This is a genomic window from Nocardia sp. XZ_19_231 (assembly GCF_015355705.1).
In the GTDB taxonomy this organism is placed as follows: domain Bacteria; phylum Actinomycetota; class Actinomycetes; order Mycobacteriales; family Mycobacteriaceae; genus Nocardia; species Nocardia salmonicida.
The window spans coordinates 1,268,445-1,293,623 of record NZ_JACUZI010000002.1 but is presented as its reverse complement, the minus strand read 5'-3'; the positions used below and the strand labels follow the sequence as shown (position 1 = coordinate 1,293,623).

At 67.8% G+C, this 25,179-nt stretch carries 23 protein-coding genes; 15 read left to right on the top strand and 8 right to left on the bottom strand.

The annotated features are described in order from the left end of the window. Nucleotides 1–75 precede the first annotated feature (75 nt). Nucleotides 76–1,146 carry an enoyl-CoA hydratase/isomerase family protein gene (locus tag IBJ82_RS13035; protein WP_194826112.1) on the bottom strand — a complete coding sequence of 357 codons (1,071 nt, stop codon included), beginning with the start codon at nt 1,144–1,146 and terminating at the stop codon, nt 76–78. Between the two features lie 96 nt (nt 1,147–1,242). Here IBJ82_RS13035 and IBJ82_RS13030 point away from each other — a divergent pair, with 96 nt between their 5' ends. After that, entirely contained in the window at nt 1,243–1,794 is a 552-nt protein-coding gene (locus IBJ82_RS13030) for a hypothetical protein (protein ID WP_194826111.1), read from the top strand. Nucleotide 1,795: 1 nt separating this feature from the next. Here the strand turns inward: IBJ82_RS13030 and IBJ82_RS13025 are convergent, their stop codons facing one another. Continuing rightward, entirely contained in the window at nt 1,796–2,770 is a 975-nt protein-coding gene (locus tag IBJ82_RS13025; protein WP_194826110.1) for a DUF2157 domain-containing protein, read from the bottom strand. Nucleotides 2,771–2,906: 136 nt separating this feature from the next. Here IBJ82_RS13025 and icmF point away from each other — a divergent pair, with 136 nt between their 5' ends. From icmF to IBJ82_RS13010, 3 genes are all read left to right on the top strand, one after another. Beyond that, entirely contained in the window at nt 2,907–6,116 is a 3,210-nt protein-coding gene (gene icmF / locus IBJ82_RS13020; protein ID WP_228536869.1) for a fused isobutyryl-CoA mutase/GTPase IcmF, read from the top strand. A gap of 81 nt (nt 6,117–6,197) precedes the next feature. Continuing rightward, nucleotides 6,198–7,265, top strand: coding sequence for an amidohydrolase (locus IBJ82_RS13015; protein WP_194826108.1), 1,068 nt, complete (start codon nt 6,198–6,200; stop codon nt 7,263–7,265). A gap of 53 nt (nt 7,266–7,318) precedes the next feature. After that, nucleotides 7,319–7,726, top strand: a complete 408-nt coding sequence (locus IBJ82_RS13010; RefSeq protein WP_194826107.1) for a DUF3224 domain-containing protein — start codon at nt 7,319–7,321, stop codon at nt 7,724–7,726. A gap of 51 nt (nt 7,727–7,777) precedes the next feature. On the opposite strand, the gene IBJ82_RS13005 is transcribed toward IBJ82_RS13010, so the two are convergent. Both IBJ82_RS13005 and IBJ82_RS13000 read right to left on the bottom strand, forming a co-directional pair. After that, nucleotides 7,778–8,527 (bottom strand): SWIM zinc finger family protein, encoded by a 750-nt coding sequence (locus IBJ82_RS13005; RefSeq protein WP_194826106.1) that lies wholly within the window; start codon nt 8,525–8,527, stop codon nt 7,778–7,780. Beyond that, the gene (locus tag IBJ82_RS13000; protein ID WP_194826105.1) at nt 8,527–11,355 is read right to left on the bottom strand and encodes a DEAD/DEAH box helicase; all 2,829 of its coding nucleotides are present in this window, start codon (nt 11,353–11,355) and stop codon (nt 8,527–8,529) included. The genes IBJ82_RS13005 and IBJ82_RS13000 overlap by 1 nt, the downstream gene beginning before the upstream one ends. A gap of 199 nt (nt 11,356–11,554) precedes the next feature. Here IBJ82_RS13000 and IBJ82_RS12995 point away from each other — a divergent pair, with 199 nt between their 5' ends. Beyond that, complete coding sequence (locus tag IBJ82_RS12995; protein WP_194826104.1) at nt 11,555–11,917, top strand: hypothetical protein; 363 nt, start codon at nt 11,555–11,557, stop codon at nt 11,915–11,917. A gap of 89 nt (nt 11,918–12,006) precedes the next feature. After that, the gene (locus tag IBJ82_RS12990) at nt 12,007–12,693 is read left to right on the top strand and encodes an HNH endonuclease family protein (protein ID WP_194826103.1); all 687 of its coding nucleotides are present in this window, start codon (nt 12,007–12,009) and stop codon (nt 12,691–12,693) included. 25 nt (nt 12,694–12,718) lie between these two features. Here IBJ82_RS12990 and IBJ82_RS12985 read toward each other — a convergent pair whose 3' ends face one another. Further along, on the bottom strand, nt 12,719–13,537 hold the full coding sequence (locus tag IBJ82_RS12985) for a sulfurtransferase (protein WP_194826102.1): 819 nt from the start codon (nt 13,535–13,537) through the stop codon (nt 12,719–12,721). Nucleotides 13,538–13,801: 264 nt separating this feature from the next. On the opposite strand from IBJ82_RS12985, the gene IBJ82_RS12980 reads away from it, so the two are divergent. Beyond that, complete coding sequence (locus tag IBJ82_RS12980) at nt 13,802–15,004, top strand: benzoate/H(+) symporter BenE family transporter (protein ID WP_194826101.1); 1,203 nt, start codon at nt 13,802–13,804, stop codon at nt 15,002–15,004. Between the two features lie 13 nt (nt 15,005–15,017). Here IBJ82_RS12980 and IBJ82_RS12975 read toward each other — a convergent pair whose 3' ends face one another. Then, entirely contained in the window at nt 15,018–15,512 is a 495-nt protein-coding gene (locus IBJ82_RS12975; protein ID WP_194826100.1) for an Lrp/AsnC family transcriptional regulator, read from the bottom strand. 172 nt (nt 15,513–15,684) lie between these two features. Between IBJ82_RS12975 and pdhA the strand changes: the two genes are divergently transcribed. The 7 genes from pdhA (at nt 15,685) to IBJ82_RS12940 (ending at nt 22,726) form a co-directional block, all read left to right on the top strand. Then, nucleotides 15,685–16,767, top strand: coding sequence for a pyruvate dehydrogenase (acetyl-transferring) E1 component subunit alpha (pdhA, locus tag IBJ82_RS12970; protein ID WP_194826099.1), 1,083 nt, complete (start codon nt 15,685–15,687; stop codon nt 16,765–16,767). Next, nucleotides 16,764–17,738 carry an alpha-ketoacid dehydrogenase subunit beta gene (locus IBJ82_RS12965; RefSeq protein WP_194826098.1) on the top strand — a complete coding sequence of 325 codons (975 nt, stop codon included), beginning with the start codon at nt 16,764–16,766 and terminating at the stop codon, nt 17,736–17,738. The genes pdhA and IBJ82_RS12965 overlap by 4 nt, the downstream gene beginning before the upstream one ends. Beyond that, entirely contained in the window at nt 17,738–19,075 is a 1,338-nt protein-coding gene (locus IBJ82_RS12960) for a dihydrolipoamide acetyltransferase family protein (protein WP_194826258.1), read from the top strand. The genes IBJ82_RS12965 and IBJ82_RS12960 overlap by 1 nt, the downstream gene beginning before the upstream one ends. 356 nt (nt 19,076–19,431) lie before the next feature. Further along, nucleotides 19,432–19,890, top strand: a complete 459-nt coding sequence (locus tag IBJ82_RS12955) for a hypothetical protein (protein ID WP_194826097.1) — start codon at nt 19,432–19,434, stop codon at nt 19,888–19,890. 85 nt (nt 19,891–19,975) lie between these two features. Then, a complete protein-coding gene (locus tag IBJ82_RS12950) occupies nt 19,976–21,343 on the top strand; it encodes a uracil-xanthine permease family protein (RefSeq protein WP_194826096.1) in 1,368 nt (455 codons plus the stop codon). 234 nt (nt 21,344–21,577) lie between these two features. Beyond that, on the top strand, nt 21,578–22,381 hold the full coding sequence (locus tag IBJ82_RS12945) for an SDR family oxidoreductase (RefSeq protein ID WP_194826095.1): 804 nt from the start codon (nt 21,578–21,580) through the stop codon (nt 22,379–22,381). A 126-nt stretch (nt 22,382–22,507) separates the two neighbouring features. Further along, nucleotides 22,508–22,726, top strand: coding sequence for a hypothetical protein (locus IBJ82_RS12940; protein WP_056817977.1), 219 nt, complete (start codon nt 22,508–22,510; stop codon nt 22,724–22,726). Between the two features lie 129 nt (nt 22,727–22,855). Here IBJ82_RS12940 and IBJ82_RS12935 read toward each other — a convergent pair whose 3' ends face one another. Together IBJ82_RS12935 and IBJ82_RS12930 are read right to left on the bottom strand one after the other, a co-directional pair. Then, entirely contained in the window at nt 22,856–23,272 is a 417-nt protein-coding gene (locus tag IBJ82_RS12935; protein ID WP_194826094.1) for a thioesterase family protein, read from the bottom strand. A gap of 7 nt (nt 23,273–23,279) precedes the next feature. After that, on the bottom strand, nt 23,280–24,212 hold the full coding sequence (locus IBJ82_RS12930) for an AraC family transcriptional regulator (RefSeq protein WP_194826093.1): 933 nt from the start codon (nt 24,210–24,212) through the stop codon (nt 23,280–23,282). A gap of 95 nt (nt 24,213–24,307) precedes the next feature. On the opposite strand from IBJ82_RS12930, the gene IBJ82_RS12925 reads away from it, so the two are divergent. Then, nucleotides 24,308–25,153, top strand: a complete 846-nt coding sequence (locus tag IBJ82_RS12925; RefSeq protein WP_194826092.1) for an NAD(P)H-binding protein — start codon at nt 24,308–24,310, stop codon at nt 25,151–25,153. The last annotated feature ends 26 nt before the right edge of the window (nt 25,154–25,179 follow it).

Genomic DNA, 25,179 nt, shown 5'->3' with positions numbered 1-25,179 from the left:
TTGTCAATCAACGGTCACGGATCATGCTGACGATACCGAGCCATGTCGCTGCCCGGTGCGGCGTACCGCCGGCGATCAGGCCCGCAGTCCCAGCTCGCGCTCGCCGAGCGCGGCGAAGTAGGCGTCGACCTGGGCATCGGTGACATCGGCGAGAGTGGCGGGCGACCAGTGCGGCGTGCGGTCCTTGTCGATCACCTGCGCGCGGATGCCCTCGACCAGGTCGTGGGTGCTCAGCGCGGCCACGGTGATCCGCAGTTCGGCGTTCAGCGCCCCGGCCAGTGTCAGGTCGCGGGCAGCGCGCAGCGCGCGCAGGGTCGCTTTCAGCGCGATCGGGGATTTCGACAGCAGGTCATCGACGGCCTTGGTCGCTTCGGGCGAATCTGCCGCGCGCAACGCCTCGACGATCTGTTCGACGGTGTCGGCGGCGTAGCAGGTATCGATCCAGTCGCGCTGGGCGTCGAGCTCGGATTCCGGTGCGGGCGTGGCGAATCGGGCGATCGCCTCGTCGGCCGGGGTGGTGCGCAGCGCGTCGAGCAGGGCGGGCAGGTCTTCGGAGGCGATGAACGTATCGGCGAAACCGGCCACGATCGCGTCGCCCGCGCCCATCCGCGCGGTGGTGAGCGCCACGTGGGTGCCCAGCTCGCCGGGGGCGTGCGAGAGCAGATAGGTGCCGCCGACGTCGGGCACGAAGCCGATGCCCACTTCCGGCATGCCGATCTGCGAGCGCTCGGTGACGATGCGGTGGCTGCCGTGCGCCGACAAGCCGACTCCGCCACCCATCACGATGCCGTCCATCACCGCCACGTACGGCTTCGGGTAGCTGCCGATCAGGTCGTTGAGCAGGTACTCGTCACGCCAGAACGCCGCCGACGCGGTGTCGATCGGCGCGGGTACATCCGCGCCGCCGTCGTTGATCGTCTTCGCGTCGCGATGGATGGCCACGATGTCGCCGCCGGCACACAGGCCACGCTCGCCCGCGCCGACGACCGCGACGGTCCGGATCGCCGGATCGGTGACCCATGCCCGCAGCTTCTCGGTGATGGCCAGGCTCATCGAGTGGTTGAGCGCGTTGATCGCGCGCGGCCGGTTCAGCGTGATCAGACCGAGCCCGCCACGCACCTCGAACAGCACTTCCGCTTCACTCATGCCCGTCACGATAAAGTCGGATATCGGCGTATCCGAAACTGTGGCGCGCCGTCTGTGACGCATTCCACCGCGTCCGATTTGCGGCACAATCAGGGCATGGGCAGCGACCACTTCGTGCGGATCACCCGCCTGCGGGCACTGATCGACCACGAGAACACCGGCGCGGGCGAGCGCGCCACCGCGGAGCGCATGCTCGAGCGTTTGCTCCGAAAATCGGTGGGCCACAATGGTTCCGGCGCCGCCCCTGACCGCGTCTACGGTTCGCGCCATCACCGTGCGGGCAGGCACGCGAGCACCGCGTCGATCGTCGAATTCGTCCGCGAGGACATCGCCTTCGCCCGCACTTTCGTCGCCGCGGGCGCCCCCGGCGAGGTCACCGTCCACAGCCCCCTCGCCGCGGCTCCCGCCGAGCTCACCGTGGCCGTCACGACCCCGTTCGCCGACCAGATCGTCGTCACCATCACCGGCATCCCGCCCTCATGGGGCTGGGAACCCGACGAATTCGACCGCATCATCGCCACCGAGGACCTGCGCCGACTCGCCGACGAACTCGCCGAGATCATCGACAGTTACAACCACGACGGCGCCGACGTGGGCCCGCGCTTCTTCCGCACGATCCGTGCCCAGGAAACCACCCTGATCCGCTGATTCACCCCGGTCGCAGGGGTCCTTGCCGAGTGAGCAGCACGACCAGTCCGACCATGAGCACGAGCGCGCCGATCGCCAGCACCATGCTCGCGGCGACCGGACCTCCCGCGGTGTAGTCGGCCACCACCTGCACCACCGCGATCGCAGTCCCCGCGGCCCCGCCGAGCACCAGCACGGCGTCGCGCCGCATCGCGTACAGCACGAAGCAGACCACCCCGATCAGCGCGGTGAGGCCGGTCCGCCACAGCGATTCGCCGAGCGTCAGCGTCTGCGCCCCGATCACCGCGATCACCCCGCCGAGTAGGTATCCGGCCCCTTCGGCCACCAGCAGGCGAGCCCATGCGAGGCCGAACCACAACGCGCCGAACATCATCAGCGCGAGCCCCTGCCACGGCGAGCGGATATCGAACAGCTCCGAGGTCACGCTCAGGATGCTCGCGATACCGAACCCGGCCACGGCGACCATGCCGAGCACGCTCGGCACCAGCAGATACCCCAGTGTCGCGACAAGCAGTCCCGCGACCGCGGCCGCGACCGCCGTTTCGTCGCCGTGGTGCCGGTCGAACGCCGTCGCCACGGCTCCGGTCATCGCCACCGCCGCCAGCACGAGCAGCACCGCTGCCAACCTGACCCGCCCCGCCGAGGCGATCGGCACCCGCCGGTACAGCCCCACGCATCCACCGGCCAACGCCACCGCTCCCCACATCGCGCACCCGACCACGACCACCAGCAGCACCACCCGCCCCGACTGCGCCACCTGCGCCCACGCCTTGTCGACGAACAACCCCAGACCCGCCGCCACCAACCCGGCCCCCACATACGCCACGATCTCGGCAGCCACCCATCCCCCACTCGCGCGCACGGTCCGCTCCTGCTCGTCGACCGCCCGCAGCACCGCTGCCCGCTGCTCCCCACTGATCACCCCGGCGGCCACCAACCGTTCCAACGCCACACCCACCCGATGCTCGCGAACCATCCGTCGAGTATGTCGACCTGCGGCGACGATTCCGCCGAACCTCGGGCGGGGCGTTTCGCGACGGAGTGACGCGGTTCACACTATAATTACTTTGATGTCCTAGTATCGGGCGCTCTACTACATGGCGGAGGCAGTCATGGACCTGCATGTTCCTGTGAATCCGGTGCGGTTCGTGACCTCGGCGGCCCTGTTCGACGGACACGACGCGGCGATCAACATCATGCGGCGGATTCTGCAGGCCCAGGGCGCCGAGGTGATCCATCTCGGACACAACCGGTCGGTGCGCGAGATCGTCGACGCGGTGATCGAGGAGGACGTGCAGGGCGTCGCGATCAGCTCGTATCAGGGCGGGCACATCGAGTTCTTCGAGTACCTGGCGCAGGCGCTGCGCGAGGCGGGCGCGGATGATGTGCGGATCTTCGGCGGCGGCGGCGGGGTGATCGTCGCCGAGGAGATCGAGCGGCTCGCGGCGAGCGGCGTGCGGATCTTCTCCCCCGAGGACGGCCAGCGCCTCGGTCTGCCCGGCATGATCAACGAGCTGATCCAGCTCTGCGATGTCGACCCCGCGCGCATCGCCCCCGACCTCGACGCGCTCTACACCGGCGACCGAAACGCGCTGGCGCGCACCATCACCTGCTTGCAGCAGGGCGCAATGTCAGCAGCCGACCGAGCCGCGATCGTTTCGGCGGCCGCCACACGGCGCGTCCCCGTGCTTGGCATCACCGGCACCGGCGGCTCCGGAAAGTCTTCCCTCACCGATGAATTGGTGCGCCGACTCCGCACCGACCAGCAGGACAAACTGCGCATCGCCGTCCTCGCGGTCGACCCGACCCGCAGACGAGCGGGCGGCGCCCTGCTCGGTGACCGCATCCGGATGAACGCCCTCGACGGCGATCACGTGTACTTCCGTTCACTGGCCACCCGCGGCAATCACGAACTGCCCGACGATATCGACACCATGATCGCCGCCTGCCGGGCCGCCGGTCACGACCTGGTCATCCTCGAGACCCCTGGTATCGGCCAGGGTGACGCGGGCATCGTCGACCACGTCGATGTGGCGCTGTATGTGATGACGCCGGAGTTCGGCGCCGCCTCCCAGCTCGAGAAGATCGACATGCTCGACTACGCCGACGTCGTCGCGATCAACAAGTACGAACGCCGTGGCGCGGCCGACGCGGTCCGCGATGTGGCGCGCCAATTGATCCGCAACCGTGCGCAATTCGGCGCGAGTCCCGCTGACATGCCCGTTTTCGGCACCAGTGCCGCGACTTTCGACGACGACGGCGTCACCGCGCTGTATCAGCACCTCACCGGCCTGCTCACCGAACACGGCCTGACGCTCGAACCCGGCGTGCTGCCCCGCGTCGACACCTCGGTCTCCACGCGCTTCGCCCAGCTCGTCCCCCCGTCGCGGGTCCGGTACCTGGCCGACATCGCCGACACGGTCCGCGGCTACCACGTCGATACTCAGCGCGAAGTCGCGGCGGCCCAGCGGATTCAACGGCTGGCGCTGGTCCACGACGAACTCCCCGACGACGCGGCGGTCGCCGACCTGCTCACGTTGGCCCGTCCCACGCTCTCGCCGAGTTCGACCGAAGCCCTGGCCGAATGGCCGACGGTCGCCGAAAGCTATCGCGGTGACGAACAGGTGGTCCGCATCCGCGACCGCGAACTGCGCACACCCCTGCGTCGCGAGTCCCTCTCCGGCACCAGCATTCCCCGCGTCGCCCTGCCGCGCTTCACCGACGACGGCGAACTCCTGCGCTTCCTGCGCGCCGAGAACCTGCCCGGCCGATTCCCTTTCACCGCAGGCGTTTTCCCATTCAAGCGCGAGAACGAGGACCCCGCCCGAATGTTCGCGGGCGAGGGCGATCCGGCCCGGACCAATCGTCGCTTCAAGGTCCTGAGCGCCCACGCCGAAGCCACCCGCCTGTCCACCGCGTTCGACTCGGTGACCCTCTACGGCCACGATCCGGCGCAGCGCCCCGACATCTACGGCAAGGTGGGCACCTCGGGCGTCTCGGTGGCCACCGTCGAGGACATGCGCACCCTGTTCGACGGTTTCGACCTCGGTGCCCCGACCACCTCGGTCTCGATGACCATCAACGGACCCGCACCGACCATCCTCGCCTTCTTCCTCAACACCGCCATCGACCAAGCGCTGCAACGCTTCTCCGACGCCGAGGGCCGCGAGCCGACGTCCGGCGAAGCCGCCGAGATCCGGGCACGCACGCTGTCGACCGTGCGTGGCACCGTGCAGGCCGACATCCTCAAGGAGGATCAGGGCCAGAACACCTGCCTGTTCTCCACCGAATTCAGTCTGCGCATGATGGCCGATGTACAGGAGTGGTTCGTGCGCAACGACGTCCGCAACTTCTATTCGGTCTCGATCTCGGGCTATCACATCGCCGAGGCGGGTGCGAACCCCATCAGCCAACTCGCCTTCACCCTCGCCAACGGATTCACCTATGTGGAGACCTATCTCGCGCGCGGGCTGGCGATCGACGACTTCGCCCCGAATCTGTCGTTCTTCTTCTCCAATGGCATGGACCCCGAGTACACGGTGATCGGCCGGGTCGCTCGGCGGATCTGGGCGATCGCGATGCGCGACCGGTACGGCGCGGGCGAACGCGCCCAGAAACTCAAGTACCACGTGCAGACTTCGGGTCGTTCGCTGCACGCACAGGAAATGCAGTTCAACGATATTCGCACCACCCTGCAGGCGCTGATCGCGGTCTACGACAATTGCAACAGCCTGCACACCAATGCTTTCGACGAGGCGGTGACCACCCCCACCGAGGATTCGGTGCGCCGCGCATTGGCGATTCAGCTCATCATCGCCAAGGAATGGGGACTGGCCGTCAACGAGAATCCGCTCCAGGGCAGTTTCATCGTCGACGAACTCACCGATCTCGTCGAGGAGGCGGTGCTGCTCGAATTCGAGCGGATCAGCGAACGCGGCGGGGTGCTCGGCGCCATGGAGACCGGCTACCAGCGCGGTCGCATCCAGGACGAGTCCATGCGCTACGAACAGCGCAAACATGACGGATCGTTGCCGATCGTCGGGGTGAACACTTTCCGCGGCCGCGACGACGACACCGAGCACGCACCGATGGAATTGGCCCGCGGCACCGAAACCGAACGCCGCTCCCAACTGGACCGGCTGCACAGTTTCCAAGCCGATCACGCCGAACAATCCCATCTCGCGCTGGCCAGGCTGACCGAGGTCGCCCACACCGACGGCAATATTTTCGATGTGCTCATGGAGGCGGCGCGGGTGTGCACATTGCAGCAGGTCACCGATGCCTTCTTCGCGGTGGGAGGGCAGTATCGGCGCACAGTGTGAGCAGCGTAATCCGTCGCTTCGCGCCGCTGACGTGTGACAATCGCCGAGAACAATGCCGGCGGCGAAGACGGGACGCACAGCATGGATCTGACCGACTTCGACATCGTCGATGCCCATATTCACCAGTGGGATCCACATGCCACGCCACGCGAGTTCAGCAAGCTGGCGAAACTGATGCGCTATCTGCCCGTGCCGGTCGATATCGCGGCAAAGCTGGCCCCGCGTGGGGACCGCGAATTCGTCGGCGACCCGAGCGCCTACCTGCAGCCTTATCTGCCGGCCGACTACCGCGCCGACCGGGGGAATACGCCGGTCGAATCGATCGTGGAAATCGAGGTGCAATGGACGGGCTGGAAGCCAGACGAGACGCGCTGGGTGGCGAGCCTGCCCTTCGGTGTCGACACACCCGCCTTGGCCACGATCATCGGCTCGGCCGACCCCGCCGCCGCGGACTTCGGTGCGGTGCTCGATGCGCATCAATCCGCGTCGCCACTGTTCCGGGGCATTCGGACGATGGTCGCCCATCACCCTGATCCCGCCGTGAAGTCGTTCGCCGGGCACGACGGCGCACTCACCGCCCCCGCCTTCCTGAACGGCTTCGGGCAGCTCGCCGAGCGGGGGCTCTCGTTCGACGCGTGGGTGTACTCGGGGCAGCTCCCCGAGGTGACGGCGCTGGCCGAACGGTTTCCCGAGGTACCGATCGTGCTCGATCATCTGGGGACCCCGGCGGGCATCTTCGGACCAGTCGGCAAGAACACCGGACACACCGCCCGACAGCGGGAAGCCGTGTTCGATCGGTGGCGCGAAGACCTCACCGATCTGGCCGCGCAGCCGAACGTGGTGGCCAAGGTGAGCGGGCTGATGATGCCGGTGCTCGGCCATCCCGTACCGCCACGCGGCACCCCGACCCCGGTGCCGACGCTGCTCGGGCGGGTGCGGCCGCTACTGGCGCACGCACTGTCGGTCTTCGGTGCCGACCGGTTGATCTGGGGGTCGAACTTTCCCGTCGACAAGCCCATCACCAGCCTCGGTGGAGCAGCCGAGACCGTGGCCACCGGCCTGAGCGAGGCGGGTGCCGGCACCGACGACCTGCGGAAAGTGTTCGGCGGCAATGCCATCCGGTTCTATCGGATCGAGCCGACCGCCTGAATCGCCGCGCACGCTCGCCCGTTTCTGTCGGTGGGCGGGTTTAGCATCGGCGCATGAAAGCCATCGGCACCTTCGAGGTCACCGCGTTCGATCCCACCGAGCTGACGCCACAGCCCCCCATCGTCACCGGGATGCCGGTCGGCATCTCGACTATGACGAAGTCCTTCGCGGGTGAGATCGAAGGACTCTCGGCCACGCTGTTCACCGCCGCCTTCGACATGGACACCGGCGCCGGCACCTACCTCGCGATGGAGTCGTTCGAGGGTGCGCTGAACGGCAAGGCCGGTGCGTTCAACTTCGTCCACTCCGCCACCACCGCGGGTTCCGACCGCACCGACGAGTTCTTCCACATCGTCCCCAGTAGCGGCACCGGGGAATTGACCGGCATCACCGGGACCGGCGCGTTGTACGTGGATGCCGAAGGCGGACACCACATCTGGTTCGAGTACGAGCTGAGCTGAACCGCTCCGGCTCGAACGGCGGGGCAGTTCCGCTGCCTCACCCAGCGCGACTCAGGCGTCGAATTCGGTATAGAGCGAGCGCAATTCGCGTAGTCCGGTTGCCGCGGTCGGCTCGTCCTCGGTGGACATCCGCAGCGCGCGACGCAGCGGGATCGCGTCGAGGTCTTCGATCACGGCGTGGAATTCCACGCGGGGCAGCTCGGGCAGGACCAGTTGATCCCCATACGGGTCATCGGAATCGGCGGTGCGCGCTGACCTCTCGACGCCGCCGATGAGGGTGTCCAGGTCGAGTCCGCGCAGGGTGAGGATCTCGCTGGGCTGTTCGTCGAGACGCTCGGCGAGCAGGTAGCAGACCGCGGCGACGTGCTTGCACGGCCAGCCCATGTCCGGACAGCTACAGGTGAAGTCCAGCTCCGAGGCGGTGGTCGGCAGCAGGTGTGGGCCGAGCGCGGGTGGGAGCGCGCCCGAGGCGATCTCGGCGAGCATGCCGGGCGCCTCCCTGATCTCGGCGAGCAGTAGGTCGACCTCGTCTTCGCGCAGTGGCCGGATCGACAGCACCGAGGTGAAGGGGCTGGGTTGGCTGCCCTGGACCTCGGCGGTCACCGCACCGCGTTCGATCCGGTAGTTCACCACCTGTCCGACCCTGGCGTAGGTGCGTCCGCGCGAGAGCCTGCCCGCGTCGGCCACTTTCTCCACCGCGTCGAGCAGCGATTTGCCCCACCAGGTCCGCCCGAAACCGCCGCGCGCTTGCGCGCCGCCGTGGACCGGTTTACGCGGACCGAACTGGCTGAAGTCGGCCATCAGTCACCCACCGCCTCGGCGCCGAGGGTGAACAGCTCGCGCAGTTCGTCGGTGCTCATCTCGGTGATCCAGTTCTCCCCCGCGCCGACGGCCAGATCGGCCAATTGCTTCTTCCCGTTGATCATTTCGTCGATCCGCTCCTCGATGGTGTCGACACACACCAGCTTGCGGACCTGCACAGCACGCTGCTGGCCGATCCGGAACGCGCGGTCGGTGGCCTGGTTCTCGACGGCCGGATTCCACCAACGATCCAGGTGGATCACGTGATTGGCGGCGGTGAGGTTGAGGCCGGTGCCGCCCGCCTTGAGCGAGAGCAACATCAGCGGCGGGCCGTTCTCGCGTTGGAAGCCGGTCACCATGTCGTCGCGGCGCTGCTTGGCCACACCACCGTGCAGGAACGGGATCGGGGTGCCGAATCGTTCGGTGAGATACGGCAGGATCAGGTCGCCGAATTCGCGGAACTGGGTGAAGAGCAGGGCTTTCTCGCCATCGGCGAGTACCGCGTCGAGCACGTCCTCGACCAGCGCCAGCTTGCCCGAGCGGTGACCGCCGCGACGCAGGATCGGCGACCCGTCGCCCAGGTAGTGCGCGGGGTGGTTGCAGACCTGCTTGAGCCTGGTGAGCGCGCCGAGCACAGCACCCTTGCGCGCCATGCCTTTCGCGTCTTTGAGCTTGTCCAGCATGTCGTCGACAACGGCTTGATAGAGCGCCGCCTGCTCGACGGTGAGGTTGGCCCGCACTGTCATTTCCAGCTTCTCCGGCAGGTCGCTGATCACCGTCGGATCGGTTTTGAGCCTGCGCAGCACGAACGGATCGGTGATCAGGCGCAGTCTGTCGATGGCTTGTTGATCGCGCTCGCGTTCGATCGGCACCGCGAACTTTGCGCGAAATGATTGCGGGCTGCCGAGCAGTTTCGGCATGGCGAAGTCGAACAGGGCACGCAGTTCTTCCAGGCGGTTCTCCACCGGAGTTCCGGTGAGCGCCAGCCGATGTCGGGCTTTCAGCGCCCTGGCCGCGCGGGCTTGCCTGGTCACCGCGTTCTTGATGTGCTGCGCTTCGTCGAGCACGATTCGCTCCCACTGCTGTTCGCTCAGCAGGGTGACGTCGCGGGCGAGCAGTGCGTAGGTGGTGATCACCATGTCCGAATCAGCTACCGCCGCAGCGAATTCCGCACCGGTGAGCCGTCCGGGTCCGTGGTGCACTAGCACGCGCAGGTCGGGCGCGAACCGCTGCGTCTCCCGCTGCCAGTTGCCGACCACCGACATCGGACACACCAGCAGCGTCGGTCCGACAGCCGACTCGCCCGTCGGCATCGGCCGCACGCCTGCCAGGCCGGCCTCGCGCTCATGGACCAGCAGCGCGAGCACCTGCACGGTCTTGCCCAAGCCCATGTCGTCGGCGAGGATCGCGCCGCAGTTCAGTCGACTCATGGTGGCCAGCCAGCTCAGCCCTCGCTCCTGGTACGGACGCAGCTGAGCCTTCAGGCCGACCGGCACCGGAACCGGCTCGGGTTCGCTTTCCCTGGCGAACAATTCGGCCGCCCACCCGTCGGCGGTGACCTCGGTGACCGGGACATTGTCGACCCGTTCGGCGGCCAGTTCACCGATCATGTCGGCCAGGGTGATCGGGCTGTCGTCGGCGTGCTGCGCGACATAGCGGGCGGCGGCGGCCAGTGCTCGGTGGTCGGCCTGCACCCACTCGCCGCGCAACTGGACCAGGTCGGATTTACTGCTGATGAGCCGGTGCATCTCGGCCGGGGTGAGCACCAGATCGCCGAGCGCCAATTCCCAGCGGTAGGACAGCAGTCCGCTGAGGCCGACAGTGGATTCGGCGGCGGCGGGGCTGCTCACCCGCAACCGCATACTCGGTTCGGCGATGTTCCAGGCGCGCGGCAGGAGTAGTCGAATTCCGGCTTCCTGCAGGGCATGCGCCCCGTGCGCCACCAGGTCGGCGACCACCTCTGTGGGGAGCAGCAGGTCGAGGCCGCGCGGATCGGTGGGCAGGTCACGCAGGCGCGGGTAGGCCTTGCGCGCCTGGCCGAGTTTCTCCGCCGCTGTCCGCACGAGCACCGGATCATCGTCGAAGACAATGGGTTTGGGTGCGTCGTCTACCGGGCGCAGGCATACCTGTAGCCGCCACAGCGCCACCGATTCGTCGGCGGTACCGAATTCGCCGTCGGGCTCGCACAGGCGCAGCACGAGTTCCGGCTCGTCGGCGGCATAGCCTTCGCGCCACTGCGTCAGCGTTTCGGACAGTCGATAAGAGCCGACTTCCAACGGGGTGTCGGCGATCAGCGCGGCCAGCAGCGGGTGGGTCATCGTGCGGTGCGTGAGATATTCGCGGGCGATCGGGTCGGTGAGATGCGTGCACAGATCATCGAGCACGGCGGCAGGTGGACCGGCGACCCGCAGCGCCGGCGGCATCGCGGCGGCCAACTCGGCCAGCCACGCCCGTTGACGTTGTCCGCCGACCAGCCGCCAGCGCACCCACCACTGACCGTCGGCCCGCTCGATCTGGGGCACCACCCGTCCGGCCCGCACCCACCGTTCGATGCCGCGCGCGACGTGCGCGAGGAACCGTAGATCGCCCGAGATGTTCTCGCGTGGGAGTCGGCTGCGCAGCACGACGGCCGCCGTCGGTGGCGCGAGCGCGTGCGCGCGAACCTCGGCGGTGCCCGACTGCCCCGCGGCATCGACGACGAGCACCTCGGCACGGTGGCGGAACCTGGCGCGGTCCAAGATGTCGCCGAGCACCGACCCCACGGCGACCGGCTCCGCGTCGTGCCACAGCAGTAGGCCCGATTCGGGGGACCACAGACCGTGCAGCATGGGCACCATCCAAGCAGGCGGCACCGACACCGATCACGGCCGCCATACCTCTGGATTTCTCGCCGCAACGGGCGGATAATTAAATAACCCCTGGTCATGGGCCGGAACACCCACCGGCGACAACTCCATACTCACCCAGGCGAGCCGGACTGGATCCGGTTCGGCCGATGACCCCTTGTAATTCGTGCGGAGGGCAGCGATGACGATTCTGCTCCAGGTTCTCGAGCAGAGCTACACACCCAATACCCCTTGGGAACGGCGCAAATTCACCTTCATCGACACCACGAAAATTCTCGGCATGCGCCTGGACGGCCAAGCCGGCGTCTGGCTCGATCTGTCACGGCCCGGCGAATCCCAGCGTCTGGCCCACACCATCGACCCCAGTGAATCCATCACCTTCCTGCTCACCGTCTTCGCCAAGATCGCCGAATGCGAAGACCGTGGCGGTTCCTGGCTGGTCGGCCACGACGGCACCCACGTCTCCTCGATCGCAGCGACGCGCTTCCCGCCGATCGCCAGTGGACTTGCCGCCGACGACCTGCTTGCCCGAGCCTGGTTATAGGTCGGTCCGCTCCGCGAAATACGGCCTCGCCCGCCCAGAACTGACCCATCAGCGGTAGTTGTCGGTGCCACCGACTACAACCTGCGGGTATGGGGAAAGCGGCGTGGTTGCTCGTGCTGATGCTCGCGATTGCCGGATGCGGGGTGATCGGGCCGACTGAGCCGGTCACTCCCGCACCCGGCAGCCCGACGCGCGCCGAGGTCACCGCCTTGCTCGACACGGTGCGCGTCATCGCCTCGCGTGCTCGACCGGGCGGCTACGAACGTGGTTGCAAGACGGGCCAGGCCTGCGTCTTCGGCCCGGCCTGGACCGATGATTCCGACGCCCCCGGCAGCCACGACGGCTGCGACACCCGCAACAACGTCCTGGCCATCCAGTTGCGCCAGGTCGTCCATCGCGGCCGCTGCGTGGTCGTGGAGGGCATACTCACCGACCCGTACACCGGCACCGACATCGCCTTCAGCAAGTCCGACGGCGGCCGCATCCAGATCGACCATGTCTACCCACTGGCCGCCGCATGGGACATGGGCGCGGCTGCCTGGACCCCCGACAAGCGCCGCCGCTTCGCCAACGATCTCGCGATCAATCTCCTGGCCACCGGCGCCGCGACCAACCAGTCCAAAGGCGACGACACCCCGTCCGAATGGCTCCCACCCGCGCGGCCGAACCACTGCTTCTACGCGGCGAAGTACCTCACCGTCGCGGTCGACTACGACCTACCGATCACCGCCGCCGACAACGCCGCCCTCCACGACATCGCCCGGAGCTGTCCGTGAGAAACGCCGTGGACTGCCCCGGCGCTCACGCTCCGGTGGCCACTTGCCGCTTCGGGTCGTTCGACCACTGCGAGTACGAGCCCGGGTAGAGCACGGCGTCGATACCCGCGACGGCGAGGGCGGCGATCTGGTGGGCGGCAGTGACGCCGGATCCGCAATACACCGCGACCGGACCTTCGCCGAACCCCGCGAAGCGAGCACGCAGGTCGTCGGCACTGCGGAAATGTCCTGTGCCATCCAGATTCTCGGCGGTCGGCGCGCTCACCGCGCCAGGGATATGTCCCGGTCGCGGGTCGACTGGTTCGACCTCGCCGCGATAGCGCTCGCCGGCTCGCGCATCGAGGAGCACACCCGGCCACTTCGCGGCGGCGTCGGCGTCGATCACCGGCAGCCCGCCGGGACGAACCACCAGGTCACCGCCGACCGGGTCCACTTCGGCGCCGGTCGCGAGTTCCCCACCGGCCGCGATCCAGGCGGGCAGCCCGCCGTCGAGGATGCGCACGTTGTCCACACCCGCCCACCGCAGCAGCCACCATGCCCTCGCGGCCGCGGTCGCGCCGGTCGCGTCGTAGACCACCACCGGCTCCCCATCGCTCAATCCCCAACTGCGCGCGCACTTCTCGAAGGTGGCGGGCTCGGGCAGCGGATGCCTGCCGCGGGCAGGCGACGGCGCCGCGGCCAGTTCGGTCTCCAAATCGACGAACACCGCGCCCGGAATATGCCCGTCGAGATAGTGCTGCGGCCCATTCGGGTCACCCAGCGCCCACCGCACATCGAGTAGATGAATCGCTCTGTCCGCCAGCTCTTCCCGAAGCTCCGCCGACGAAATCAACACCGCGCCCAATCCCACTCCTTACCGAGGCCCCCACCTGCGAAACAGTTCCCGCCACCTTACGCACCGTGCCGCCCGACGACACGGGACTTTCCCCTTCCCGCCCTCTCTGTGCGCCGTCGGGCAACGCTGCCGGGGCGGACACAGCACCCTCACGACCCGAGGTCTGCTGAGGCCGGTCGACGGAACTGGACCGACGAGCGGTGCTGATGAATCAGTCCACTATCGCGGGACTGGTAGGCGACGAGGGTGGATTCATCGGGCAATATCGGCACAATGTCGCAGGTCTCCACCACGCCCCCCGATATCGCCGACGAACCGGCAGGAATCGCGCAGCCTCTCGGCGCTGGTGCGATCACGGCACTGGTCGGGTTCACCAGTTCGTTCGCGGTGGTGCTGAGTGGGCTGCGCGCGGTGGGGGCGAGTCCGGCGCAGGCGGCGTCGGGGTTGCTGGTGTTGTGCTTCACGCAGGGCATCGGCATTCTGCTGCTGAGTTCGCGGTATCGGATCCCGATCACCCTGGCCTGGTCCACACCCGGCGCGGCCCTGCTCGCGAGCACGGGGCTTGTCGCGGGCGGCTGGCCCGGCGCGGTCGCGGCCTTCGCGGTGACGGGCGTGTTGATCGTGATCACCGGGCTGTGGCAACGGCTCGGCTCGCTGGTCGCCGCGATTCCGGTGCCGATCGCCCAGGCGATGCTGGCCGGTGTCCTCGTGCCGCTGTGTTTGGCTCCGGTGCAGGCGCTGCGCACCTCGCCCGCCGTGGTCGTCCCGGTCATCGTGGTGTGGCTGGTCCTGCAACGGTTCGCACCCAAATGGGCCGTGCTCGTCGCCTTCGCCACGGCGGCCGTCGGCACCGGCATCGACATCGTCGTGAACAACCGGCACCTGGAGTTGTCCGCCATGGTTCCGACGGTGGAATGGACTGTCCCCCAATGGCATTGGCAGGCCGTCATCGGCATCGCCGTCCCGCTCTACATCGTCACCATGGCTTCACAGAACATCCCAGGCGTCGCGGTGATGCGCTCGTTCGACTTCCAGGTCCCGTGGCGGCCCGCCATGCTCGTCACCGGCATCGGCACCATCATCGGCGCCCCGGCGGGTGGCCACGCGATCAATCTCGCCGCCATCAGCGCCGCCCTGGCCGCCGCCCCCACCGCCAGCCCCGACCCGAAACGCCGGTGGATCGCCGCGGCCACCGCGGGCGCCACCTATCTCGTCCTCGGGCTCGCGTCCGCCGCCCTGGTCACCCTCATCGCCGCCGCTCCCGCGGGCACCATCGAAACCGTCGCGGGTCTTGCCCTGCTCGCCACGCTCGCCGCTGCCCTGACCGGCGCCCTCAGCGATCCCGCCCATCGCATGGCAGCCCTGGTCACCTTCCTCGTAGCAGCCTCCGGCACCACCCTGTTCGGCATCGGCGGCGCCTTCTGGGCTCTCGTGGCCGGCCTCGTCGTCCGCCGCATCCTGCCCACCGGCACCTGACGGTTCGTGGAGTTCAACTCGGGTCGGCCAGCCGGTCGAGTAAGGGTCCGGTTCGGGGGCCGACGAGTTCGCGCATGACCAGAGCCATGTTGGTGCGCTCCACACCCGGGATCTTCAGTATTCGGCCCGCGATGCGGTAGAGGTCGTCGGCGTCGCGGGCGACTATGCGGACGGTGAGGTCGGTGGCGCCGGTCATGCCACAGACCTCGGTGACCTCGGGGACGTCGGCCAGCTCGTCCACCACGGGGTCGAGTCGGTGCTGGTCGACCACGACCGCGACGAACGCCGCCAGCGGGTAGCCGAGAGCGCGGGGTTCCACCCGGCGTTCGAAGCTGCCGAGCACCCCGCCACTGTCCCAACGGGCCAGGCGGGCCTGCACGGTGTTGCGCGACAGGCCGAGGCGCGCCGCGAGCTCCACCCCGGTGGCCCGTGGGTTGGCGACCAGTTCACGCAGTAGCCGCGCGTCGGTGGCGTCGAGTGTCACTGCGTCGGGTTCGCCACTGGTCATACAACGCAGTATGACAGCGCACGACCCCCGCAGACCATGCATTCTGCTCACTTGCGCGCGTATCGCTTGCGCACACCGCGTTATGGGGGATGCTGAAGTGATACACATCGCGCTCAGCGGCGTGGCGTACCTGCATCGGCCCACAAGGCACGGTGACGAGGAGGCGATCACGATGTCGCAGAAGCAGACCTACCCGGTCCAGCTGGTGCAGCCCGACGGCCGTCGGGTGTTCGACAAGGCGCACGGCGCGCTGGTGGCCGATATCGATGCGGCGCGATTACGGCAGCTGTATCGGGACATGGTCGTCACCCGCCGGATCGACGTCGAAGCGACCGCGTTGCAACGTCAAGGCCAGCTCGGATTATGGCCGCCGCTGCTGGGCCAGGAGGCGGCTCAGGTCGGCTCGGCACACGCTTTGCACCCCGACGACTACGCCTTCTGCTCCTACCGCGAGAGCGCCGTCGCCTACTGCCGTGGCGTGCCGCCCGAGCAACTCACCGCCCTGTGGCGGGGCGTGTCCCACCACTGCTGGGACCCCGGCGAGTTCAACGTCACCAACGCCAACATCGTCGTCGGCTCCCAGGGCCTGCACGCCACCGGTTACGCCTACGCCGCCCACCTCGACGGCGCCGACATCGCGACCATCGCCTACTTCGGAGACGGCGCGACCAGCACCGGCGATATCGCCGAGGCGCTGGGATTCGCCGCGGCGTGGAGCGCGCCGGTGGTGTTCTTCTGTCAGAACAACCACTGGGCGATCAGCGAGCCCGTCACCGTTCAGAGCAACGTTCCGCTGGTGCGCCGGGCCGACGGCTACGGCATCCCTGGAGTCCAGGTAGACGGCAACGATGTGCTCGCCGTCCTCGCTGTCACCCGGCAAGCCCTCGAACGCGCCCGCACCGGCGGCGGCCCCACCTTCATCGAGGCGATGACCTACCGCATGGGCCCGCACACAACCGCCGACGACCCCACCCGCTACCGGACCGCCGCCGACACCGAGTACTGGGCCCAACGCGACCCCATCGACCGCGTGCGGCTACTCCTCGAGCGCGAAGGCCACCTCTCCCCCGAGCTCGCCCAGCAGGTCACCGACGAGGCCGACGATGTCGCCCGCCGCCTGCGCGCCGCGACGATCGAGATGCCCGACCCCGATCCCGAGCGGATGTTCGACAACGTCTACGCGACCGAGCACCCGCTGATGACCGAAGAGCGCCAACAGCTCTCGGCCTACCTCGCCGAAGGAGCGCAGTCATGATCACCACCTTCGCCGCCGCCCTCAACACCGGCCTGCGCAACGCGATGGAAGACGACGCCAAGGTCGTCTTGCTCGGCGAGGACATCGGCCGGCTCGGTGGCGTGTTTCGCGTGACCGACACCCTGCAGAAGGATTTCGGCGACAACCGCGTCATCGACACGCCGCTGGCCGAATCCGGCATCGTCGGAACGGCTTTCGGGATGGCCTTGCGTGGATACCGGCCCGTGGTGGAGATCCAGTTCGACGGTTTCGTCTACCCGGCCTTCGACCAGATCGTTTCCCAGGTAGCCAAGATCCACAACCGTACCGGCGGAAAGATCAAGGCCCCGTTGACGATCCGCATTCCCTTCGGCGGCGGCATCGGCGCGGTCGAACACCATTCGGAGTCGCCCGAGGTGTATTTCGCGCACACCGCGGGGCTTCGCGTTGTATCACCGAGTACGCCCGCCGACGCGTATTCGATGATTCGCCAGGCCATCTCACTGGACGACCCGGTTGTTTTCTTCGAACCGAAACGTCGCTATTGGGACAAGGCCGACGTAGATTTCGAAGGCGAACCGGATTTGCCTCTGCACAAGGCCAGGGTCTGTACCCGCGGCGCCGATGCCACCGTCGTCGCCTACGGCGGCACCGTCGCCACCGCGCTCACCGCGGCGAAGATCGCTGCCGAGGAAGGACATTCGCTCGAGGTGATCGACCTGCGCAGTCTCTCGCCGATCGACGTCGACACGATCGCCGAGTCGGTGGTCAAGACCGGCAGGCTGGTCATCGTGCACGAGGCGCCCGTGTTCGCCGGGCTCGGCGCCGAGATCGCCGCCCGCGTCACCGAACGCTGCTTCTATCACCTCGAGGCGCCGGTGTTGCGCGTCGGTGGCTACGACATCCCCTACCCCCCGGCTAAGCTCGAAAAGCACCACCTGCCCGACCCCGACCGCATTCTGGCGGCGGTCGACCGCTGCCTCACCGCGTGATGAAAGGTGCCCTCGTGCCGGAACCAGCCGACACCGACGACGGTCATGTTCTCGAGTTCCGCCTCCCCGACCTGGGCGAAGGACTGGCCGACGGCGACCTGGTCTCCTGGGCCGTCGCGGTCGGCGACACGGTGGAACTGAACCAGACCATCGCCGAGGTGGAGACCGCGAAGGCGGTGGTGGCGCTGCCGTCGCCGTTCTCCGGGGTCGTGGTCGAACTGCTGGCCGAGCCCGGCGACACCGTGCCGGTCGGCGCGCCGCTGATCCGGGTGCGCAACGACCTCGAGGTGGCGGCGCCGCCGACCGCCGAGCCCCGCACGGACGTGCTGGTCGGCTACGGCCCCGAGGCCGAATCGACGTCGAGGAGAAGGAAAGCCACGCCGTCGATGGCGGCGAGCACGCCGAGCACCCATCGCGCCGCGGCTACCCCCGCGGCACGCAAACTGGCCAAGGAACTCGGCATCGACCTGTGGTTCGTCGCGGGTTCGGGGCCGGAGGGCGCGGTCACCGTCGACGACGTGCGCTCGGCCGTGCCGGTGACACAGCCGCGCACCCCCGCCCGCCTCGGTGACATCGCGCCGGCGCGGCCGTCGAACGGCCACGGCACCGATGCCGACGGGCTCATCGAGCCGACCGCCCGCGAAGAACGCACTCCCATCACGGGTATCCGCAAACGCACCGCCGCCGCGATGCAGGCCAGTTCACGCACGATCCCGCAGGCCAGCACTTTCGTCACCGTCGACTGCACCGCGTCGATGGAACTGCTCGACCACCTGCGCACGACGAAGTCCTTCGAAAACCTCACCCTCACGCCCCTGGCGCTGGTCGCCAAGGCCACGTTGGCGGCGATCGCGGAGTACCCGGGGATCAACACCGCGTGGGACGAGCAAAACCAGGAAATCGTCACCAAGCACTATGTGAATCTGGGGATCGCGGTCGCCTCGGATCGCGGCCTGATGGTGCCCAATCTCAAGGAAGCGCAAGCGCTGAGCCTGCGCGAACTGTGCCGCGAGATCACCTGGGCGGCCGACACCGCCCGCTCCGGCAACGCCACCCCCAACGACCTGCGCGGGGGTACCTTCACCCTCACCAATGTCGGGGTCTTCGGCGTCGACAGCGGCGTCCCCCTGGTGAATCCGGGTGAAGCCGCGATCCTGTGCATCGGCGCGATCCGCAAGCGCCCCTGGGTTTTCCGTGACGAACTGGCTGTCCGCTGGGTCACCACCCTCGGCCTCAGCTTCGACCACCGCATGGTCGACGGCGAACTCGGCGCCCGCTTCCTCGCCACCACGGCAGGCTTCCTGGAGGACCCGCTGACCCTACTCAGCCGCATCTGAGAGCGCCGGAAATCGGCCGTATAGTTCGGGTCGGTACGCAGTTCGATCGGACCACACACCGCGCGAACGAATGTCGGCAGGTGTATACGAATACAAATGGGGGCGTCATGGGGTATCCGCATGGGCAGCAGCAAGGTCCGGGCTATCCGCTTGTAGGCCAACAGGGTTACAACCCCTACGGCGGCCAGGTCGCTCCCGGATACGGAGCGCCAGGCCCCGGCGCTCCCGGGTTCGGTGTGCCCGGGTACGGAACGCTTGTCCCCGGCTACGGCGCTCCGGGGAACGGCGGGTCCGGCTACGGTGCCCCGCGGCGGCCGGTCAGCGCTACCGCTGCGATCACCGCTGCCGTTCTGGCCGTGCTGCTTTCGCTGCTCTCCGTGGTCGGCGCTGTGGTCACCTACAAATCGACCGCCGCGCTCGATTGGTGCACCGGTCGACTCGTCGCGAAGCCGGACGGCACCTTCGGGTGCTCGGGTGCGACCGATGCATTCCGCCCTGAGGCGACCGCATACATCGTGGCCTCCGCAATCATCACACTGCTGCTTCTCGTCGGCTCTATTCTGCTGTTCCTCCGGACGATGGCGGGACGGGTGATCGTCATAATCGTCGGGGCTGTCAGTGCACTCGTCGGTTTCGGAACCTTCACACCCGCATTCGTCGGCCCTGAGGGAACGTATGGACCCTTTATCGGTCTAATTCAGCCCCTTCTCTCGCTATTGCTACTCGCCCTGGCTGCCGCACCGTCAACTGGAGGCTGGATCCAGGCGGCACGGCAGCGACCGAGCTACCCGCAAGGCAATTACCAGCGGTATTAATCGCTGCGGGTGATATATCCGACCCGCAACGCCGACGAAACACGGCGCTCACTCACGGTAAAAAACGGGGACTACAACCTGTTACATGAGTGAGGCACATCCCGTCGACACCCGGCTGCCGTTCGCTCGGCAACTGGCTTTCGGCATTCAGCACGTCCTGATCATGTACACCGGCTGCATCACCGTGCCGCTGGTCTTCGGTGCGGCCGCCGGGCTGGACCGGGCGACGATCGCGCTGTTGATCAGTGCTGATCTGCTGGTCGCGGGCATCATCACGCTGGTGCAGAGCCTCGGTGTGGGCAAGCTGGCCGGTGCGCGACTGCCGATCGTGTGTGGCGCCACGTTCGTCGGGCTCAATCCGATGATCCTGATCGCCAAGGAATACGGGCTCGACGCTGTGTACGGGTCGATGCTGATCGGCGGTGTGGTCGGTGTCGCGCTGGCCTGGCCGTTCGCTCGGGTGGTGCGGTTCTTCCCGCCGCTGGTCACCGGGACCGTGCTCACCGTGGTCGGAGTATCGCTGATCGGGGTCGCCGGTGGCCTGATCATCGGGACCGATCCGAAGTCGTCGAGCTTCGCCTCGCCGTCGAATATCGGGCTGGCCGCGGTGGTCGTGCTGATCGCGGTCGGTTTCGTGTGCCTCGGGCGCGGCGTGTGGTCGCAGCTCGGCGTGCTGATCGCGTTGGTCGCGGGCATCGTGATCGCGCTGCCGATGGGTCTGGTCAACACCGCCGGAGTCGGTACTGCCGACTGGATCGGCATCCCGCAGCCGTTCCACTTCGGGTCACCGCAGTTCCCGGTGACCGCGGTGGTGGCGATGAGCATCGTGATGGCCGTGGTGTTCGCCGAGTCGACCGCGAGCATGCTGGCGATCAGCGAGATCACCGGCAAACCGCTCAGCAGAGGCGATCTCGCGCGCGGCCTGGTCGGCGACGGTCTGTCGGGCGTGCTCGGCGGTATCTTCACCGCGTTCGTCGACACCATCTTCAACCAGAATGTGGGCGCGGTCTCCACGACCAGGGTCTACAGCCGGTATGTGACCGCGGTGAGCGGTGCGATCCTGGTGGTGCTCGGGCTGGTGCCACGCATCGGCGAGGTGGTCGCGGTGATTCCGAAGCCGGTGGTCGGCGGGGTCGGGCTGGTGTTGTTCGCGACGGTGGCCGTTGTCGGCGTCACGACGCTACTCAAAGCCGACTTGACGGACCGGGTCAACGCCACCGTCGCGGCGACCGCCATCGGCATCGGCCTGCTGCCGGTGTTCACCAAGGACATGTTCGACAAGTTCCCCACCTCGGCCCAGATCCTTCTCGACAGTGGCGTCACCCTCGGCGCGGCCACCGCGTTCCTGCTCAACCTGGTCTTCAACCACACCCGTCTGGGTACCCTCGCTCGCGCCACGACCACACCACCGCCACCCCTGCCCAGCACCCCGAAACCCGCCGTCACCGCCTGATCGAGCCGAAAGAACGAGTCCCGACCGTATCCACTCCCTGCCATGACCTCATTCCCAGCCCGAACGACCCGACCTCGAGGAGGGTCCGCCGACGCAGTCGGCGGTTCGCGCCCGTCCCGTCGATCAGGTGCCGTTGTGTAGGCGACGAAGGAGCAAGCAACGGTGCCTGATCGACGGGACCGCCGGGGGCGCGAACTCGAGCGCGCCAGCGCTCCAAAAATATAAGCTGCGGGCATGGAGATAGCAGGCAAGGTCGCGATCGTCACCGGCGCGGGTGCGGGCATCGGTGCCGCTCTCGCTTATCGTCTCGTAGCCGGTGACGCGCGGGTTGTCGTCGCCGATCTCGATGCGGACAGCGCGGCGAAGGTGGCGGCCGAACTCGGCGACAAGGCGATCGCGGTCGGTGGCGATGTGGCCGATGAGCTGGTCGTCGCGGAGTTGATCGCCACCGCCGAACGCGAATTCGGGCCGGTGGACCTGTATTTCGCGAACGCCGGCATCGGCGGCGGACCCGGCCTCGACAGCACCGAGGCCCAGTGGGCGAGCACCATCGAGGTGAACGTGATGGCCCACGTGCGGGCCGCCAAGCTGCTCGTCCCCGGCTGGCTCGAGCGCGGCAGCGGATATTTCGTCTCCACCGCGTCGGCGGCGGGCCTGCTCACGCAAATCGGTTCCGCCCCTTACTCGGTGACCAAACACGCGGCCGTCGGCTTCGCGGAATGGCTCTCGGTCACCTACGGCGACAAAGGTATTCGCGTGAGTTGCCTGTGTCCGATGGGCGTGGACACCCAGCTGCTCACCGGTGGCCTCATCCCCGACGACCCGGAGGCAGGCGCGCTGGCGATCAAGGCCGTGAAGACGGCGGGCGCGGTGCTCTCCCCCGAGGAAGTCGCCGACACCGTCATCGAAGCGATGGCCGCAGAACACTTCCTGATCCTGCCGCACCCCGAGGTATTGCAGATGTACCGCAACAAAGGTTCCGACTACGACCGGTGGATTTCCGGCATGCGCCGATACCAGTCCATGCTCAGAGCATGAGAACCGGTCGGTCCGCGAGAAAAAATTCGGCGAGGTAGCGGCGAGATCGCTCGATTCCTGCCACGATGGTCGGTAGCCGCCGGTCACGATCCGCTGCCCGGTGGAGGTCTACGCGGAGATCCGGCGATGGCACACCTGATGTATTTCAAGAAGGTTCGCGACGAGCGCACCGAGGTCGAGTACCACTGGGGACCGAGCCGAGAACAACTCGACTCGTCGGTGGTGATCGACAAAACTACCTTCGCCGCGCTACCCGGACCGCCGGGCTACTCGCCGGCGGGCCAGATCATCCTGCGCGCCCGCCGCGGCAGCGAATGGCCCGAGGTAGGGGTTATAGCGTCCTGAGCACTACACCGCGACGGGCTCCAGAGCAGTCGATGGCCCGAGGTAGGGGTTATAGCGTCCTGAGCGCTACACCGCGACGGGCTCCAGAGCAGTCGATGCCCCGAGGTAGGAGTCATAGCGTCCTGAGCGCTACTCGGTGACGAGTTCTGCTGCCGCCGCCCGCACTACCTCGGGTATCGCGACCGGTTTGCGGGTGTCGGCGTCAACATAGACGTGCACGAATTCGCCGGTCGCGGCGAGTTCCAGACCGGCGTCGCCCTCGCGGAAGATCGCCAGATCGTAGGTGATGCTCGAGTTGCCGAGGCGGGCGATCCGCAGCCCCACCTGCAACTGGTCGGGGAAGCTGACCGATCCGTGGAACCGGCACGAAGTCTGCGCGACGACGCCGAGCGCGGGCAGCGCGGTGATGTCGGCGCCGGTGGCGCGCATCAGCCAGGCGTTCACGGCGGTGTCGAAGTAGGAGTAGTAGGTCACGTTGTTCACGTGGCCGTACTGGTCGTTGTCGGCCCACCGGGTCGGCATCGGCCACAGGACGGGATAGCTCATCGGGCCATCATGCCGCGCTCTTCTGCCGGTGATCGCGCGGGCTCACCCCGAAGTGCCGTTTGAAGGCGGTGCTGAGCGCGAACGCGCTGCCGTACCCCACCTGGTGGGCGATGGATTCCACCGTCGCATCGGATTCGGCGAGCAGATCGGCCGCGAGTGAGAGCCGCCATTCGGTCAAGAAGCTCATCGGCGGTTCCCCGACCAACTCGGTGAACCGGCGGGCCAGCGCGGCGCGGGACATGCCGACGGCCTCGGCCAAGGCCACCACCGTCCACGGATGCGCCGGATTGTGCTGGAGCAGGCGCAGAGCCTTGCCGACCAGCGGGTCGCTGTAGGCGTGGTACCAGGCGGGGGCGTCGTCACGGGCGAACCAGGCGCGCAAGGCGGCGATGAGCAGCAGATCGAGCAGACGGTCCAGGACGGCGGTTTGCGCGGGCAGGTCCTTGGTCGCCTCGTCGACGAGTAGCTCGAGCAGTCGAGAATCGAGCTCGCCGCGCGGCAGCACCGCGACCTGCGGCAGCGCGCGCAGCAACCGCCTGCTCACCGCACCCGCCGATTCGTAGGTTCCGGTGACCATCAGCGTCTCACCATCGGGATCGGTGCCCCACTGACGGACACCGAGACTCAATGTCTCGCAAAGGATTTCACCGTCGGGCGTCGTAGTTACCTGCCCCGGCTGGATGACGATCTGCGGTTCGGTCGCCGGATCGTCGGCCACCGTATACGGCTGCGGCCCACGGAAAACGGCGACATCGCCCGCGCCGAGTTGCCGCGGCGGCATCGAATCCGTACTCACCCATGCCTTTCCGCGGATCATCGCGAGCACCGTGAGCGGGGCTTCATCCTGCACGCGCAGCGACCACGGCGGGTCCAACAGCGAACACATGAGGAACGCGCCGCGGGCGCGTGGACCTTCGAGCAGACCGGCTAACGCATCCATCCCTTCCACAGTAGACGACAACGCGTAGACGACAACGCATGTTCGTGAGCGGCACGACGATGTTGCCGCGAGCCGCGCGGCGGTGTACTTATCTCATGACGAACACAGCCTCTCACCAGCAGCTTTCCCTCATCACCGGCGCAACGGGCAAGACCGGCAGCCGAGTGGCGGCGCTCCTCGAAGCCGCCGGTCGGCCGGTCCGCCACGGCTCGCGTACTGCCGCAATCCCCTTCGACTGGACCGACCGCGAGACCTGGGCACCGGCGCTCACCGGCGTCGACTCCGTCTACCTCGCCTTCCAGCCCGATCTGGCCGTTCCCGGCGCACCGGACACCATTCGCGCGTTCACCGCCGCCGCCCGATCCGCGGGCGTGCGCTCGGTGGTGCTGCTGTCCGGTCGCGGCGAACCCGAAGCGGTGGAATGCGAAGAGATCGTGCGGGATTCGGGCCTGAGGTGGACCATCGTGCGCTGCTCCTTCTTCGCCCACAACTTCAGCGAAGGCGCCTTCGTCGACGACGTGCTCGCCGGTGCGGTGGCGCTGCCCAACGGCGATGTGCCGGAGCCGTTCGTGCACGTCGACGACATCGCCGAGGTGGCGGCCGCCGCGCTCACCGACCCTCGCCACGAGGGTCAGCTCTACGAGCTCACCGGCCCACGCGCCCTGACCTTCGCCGATGCGGTCGGCGAGATCGCCGCTGCCACCGGTCGCGAGATCGCCTTCATCCCCGTGTCACGGCCGGAATTCGTTGCGGCCCTTAGTGAGTACCAGGTTCCCGACGACGTGATCAGCCTGCTCGACTACCTCTTCGGCACCATCCTCGACGGGCGCAACACCCCCACCGCCGACGGTGTCCGCCGCGCCCTCGGCCGCGAAGCCCGCGATTTCACCGACTACGCCAAGGAGACCGCCGCCACCGGAGCCTGGACACCCCAGCAGTAGAAGAACGCGACGGCGAGTCCTGGGTG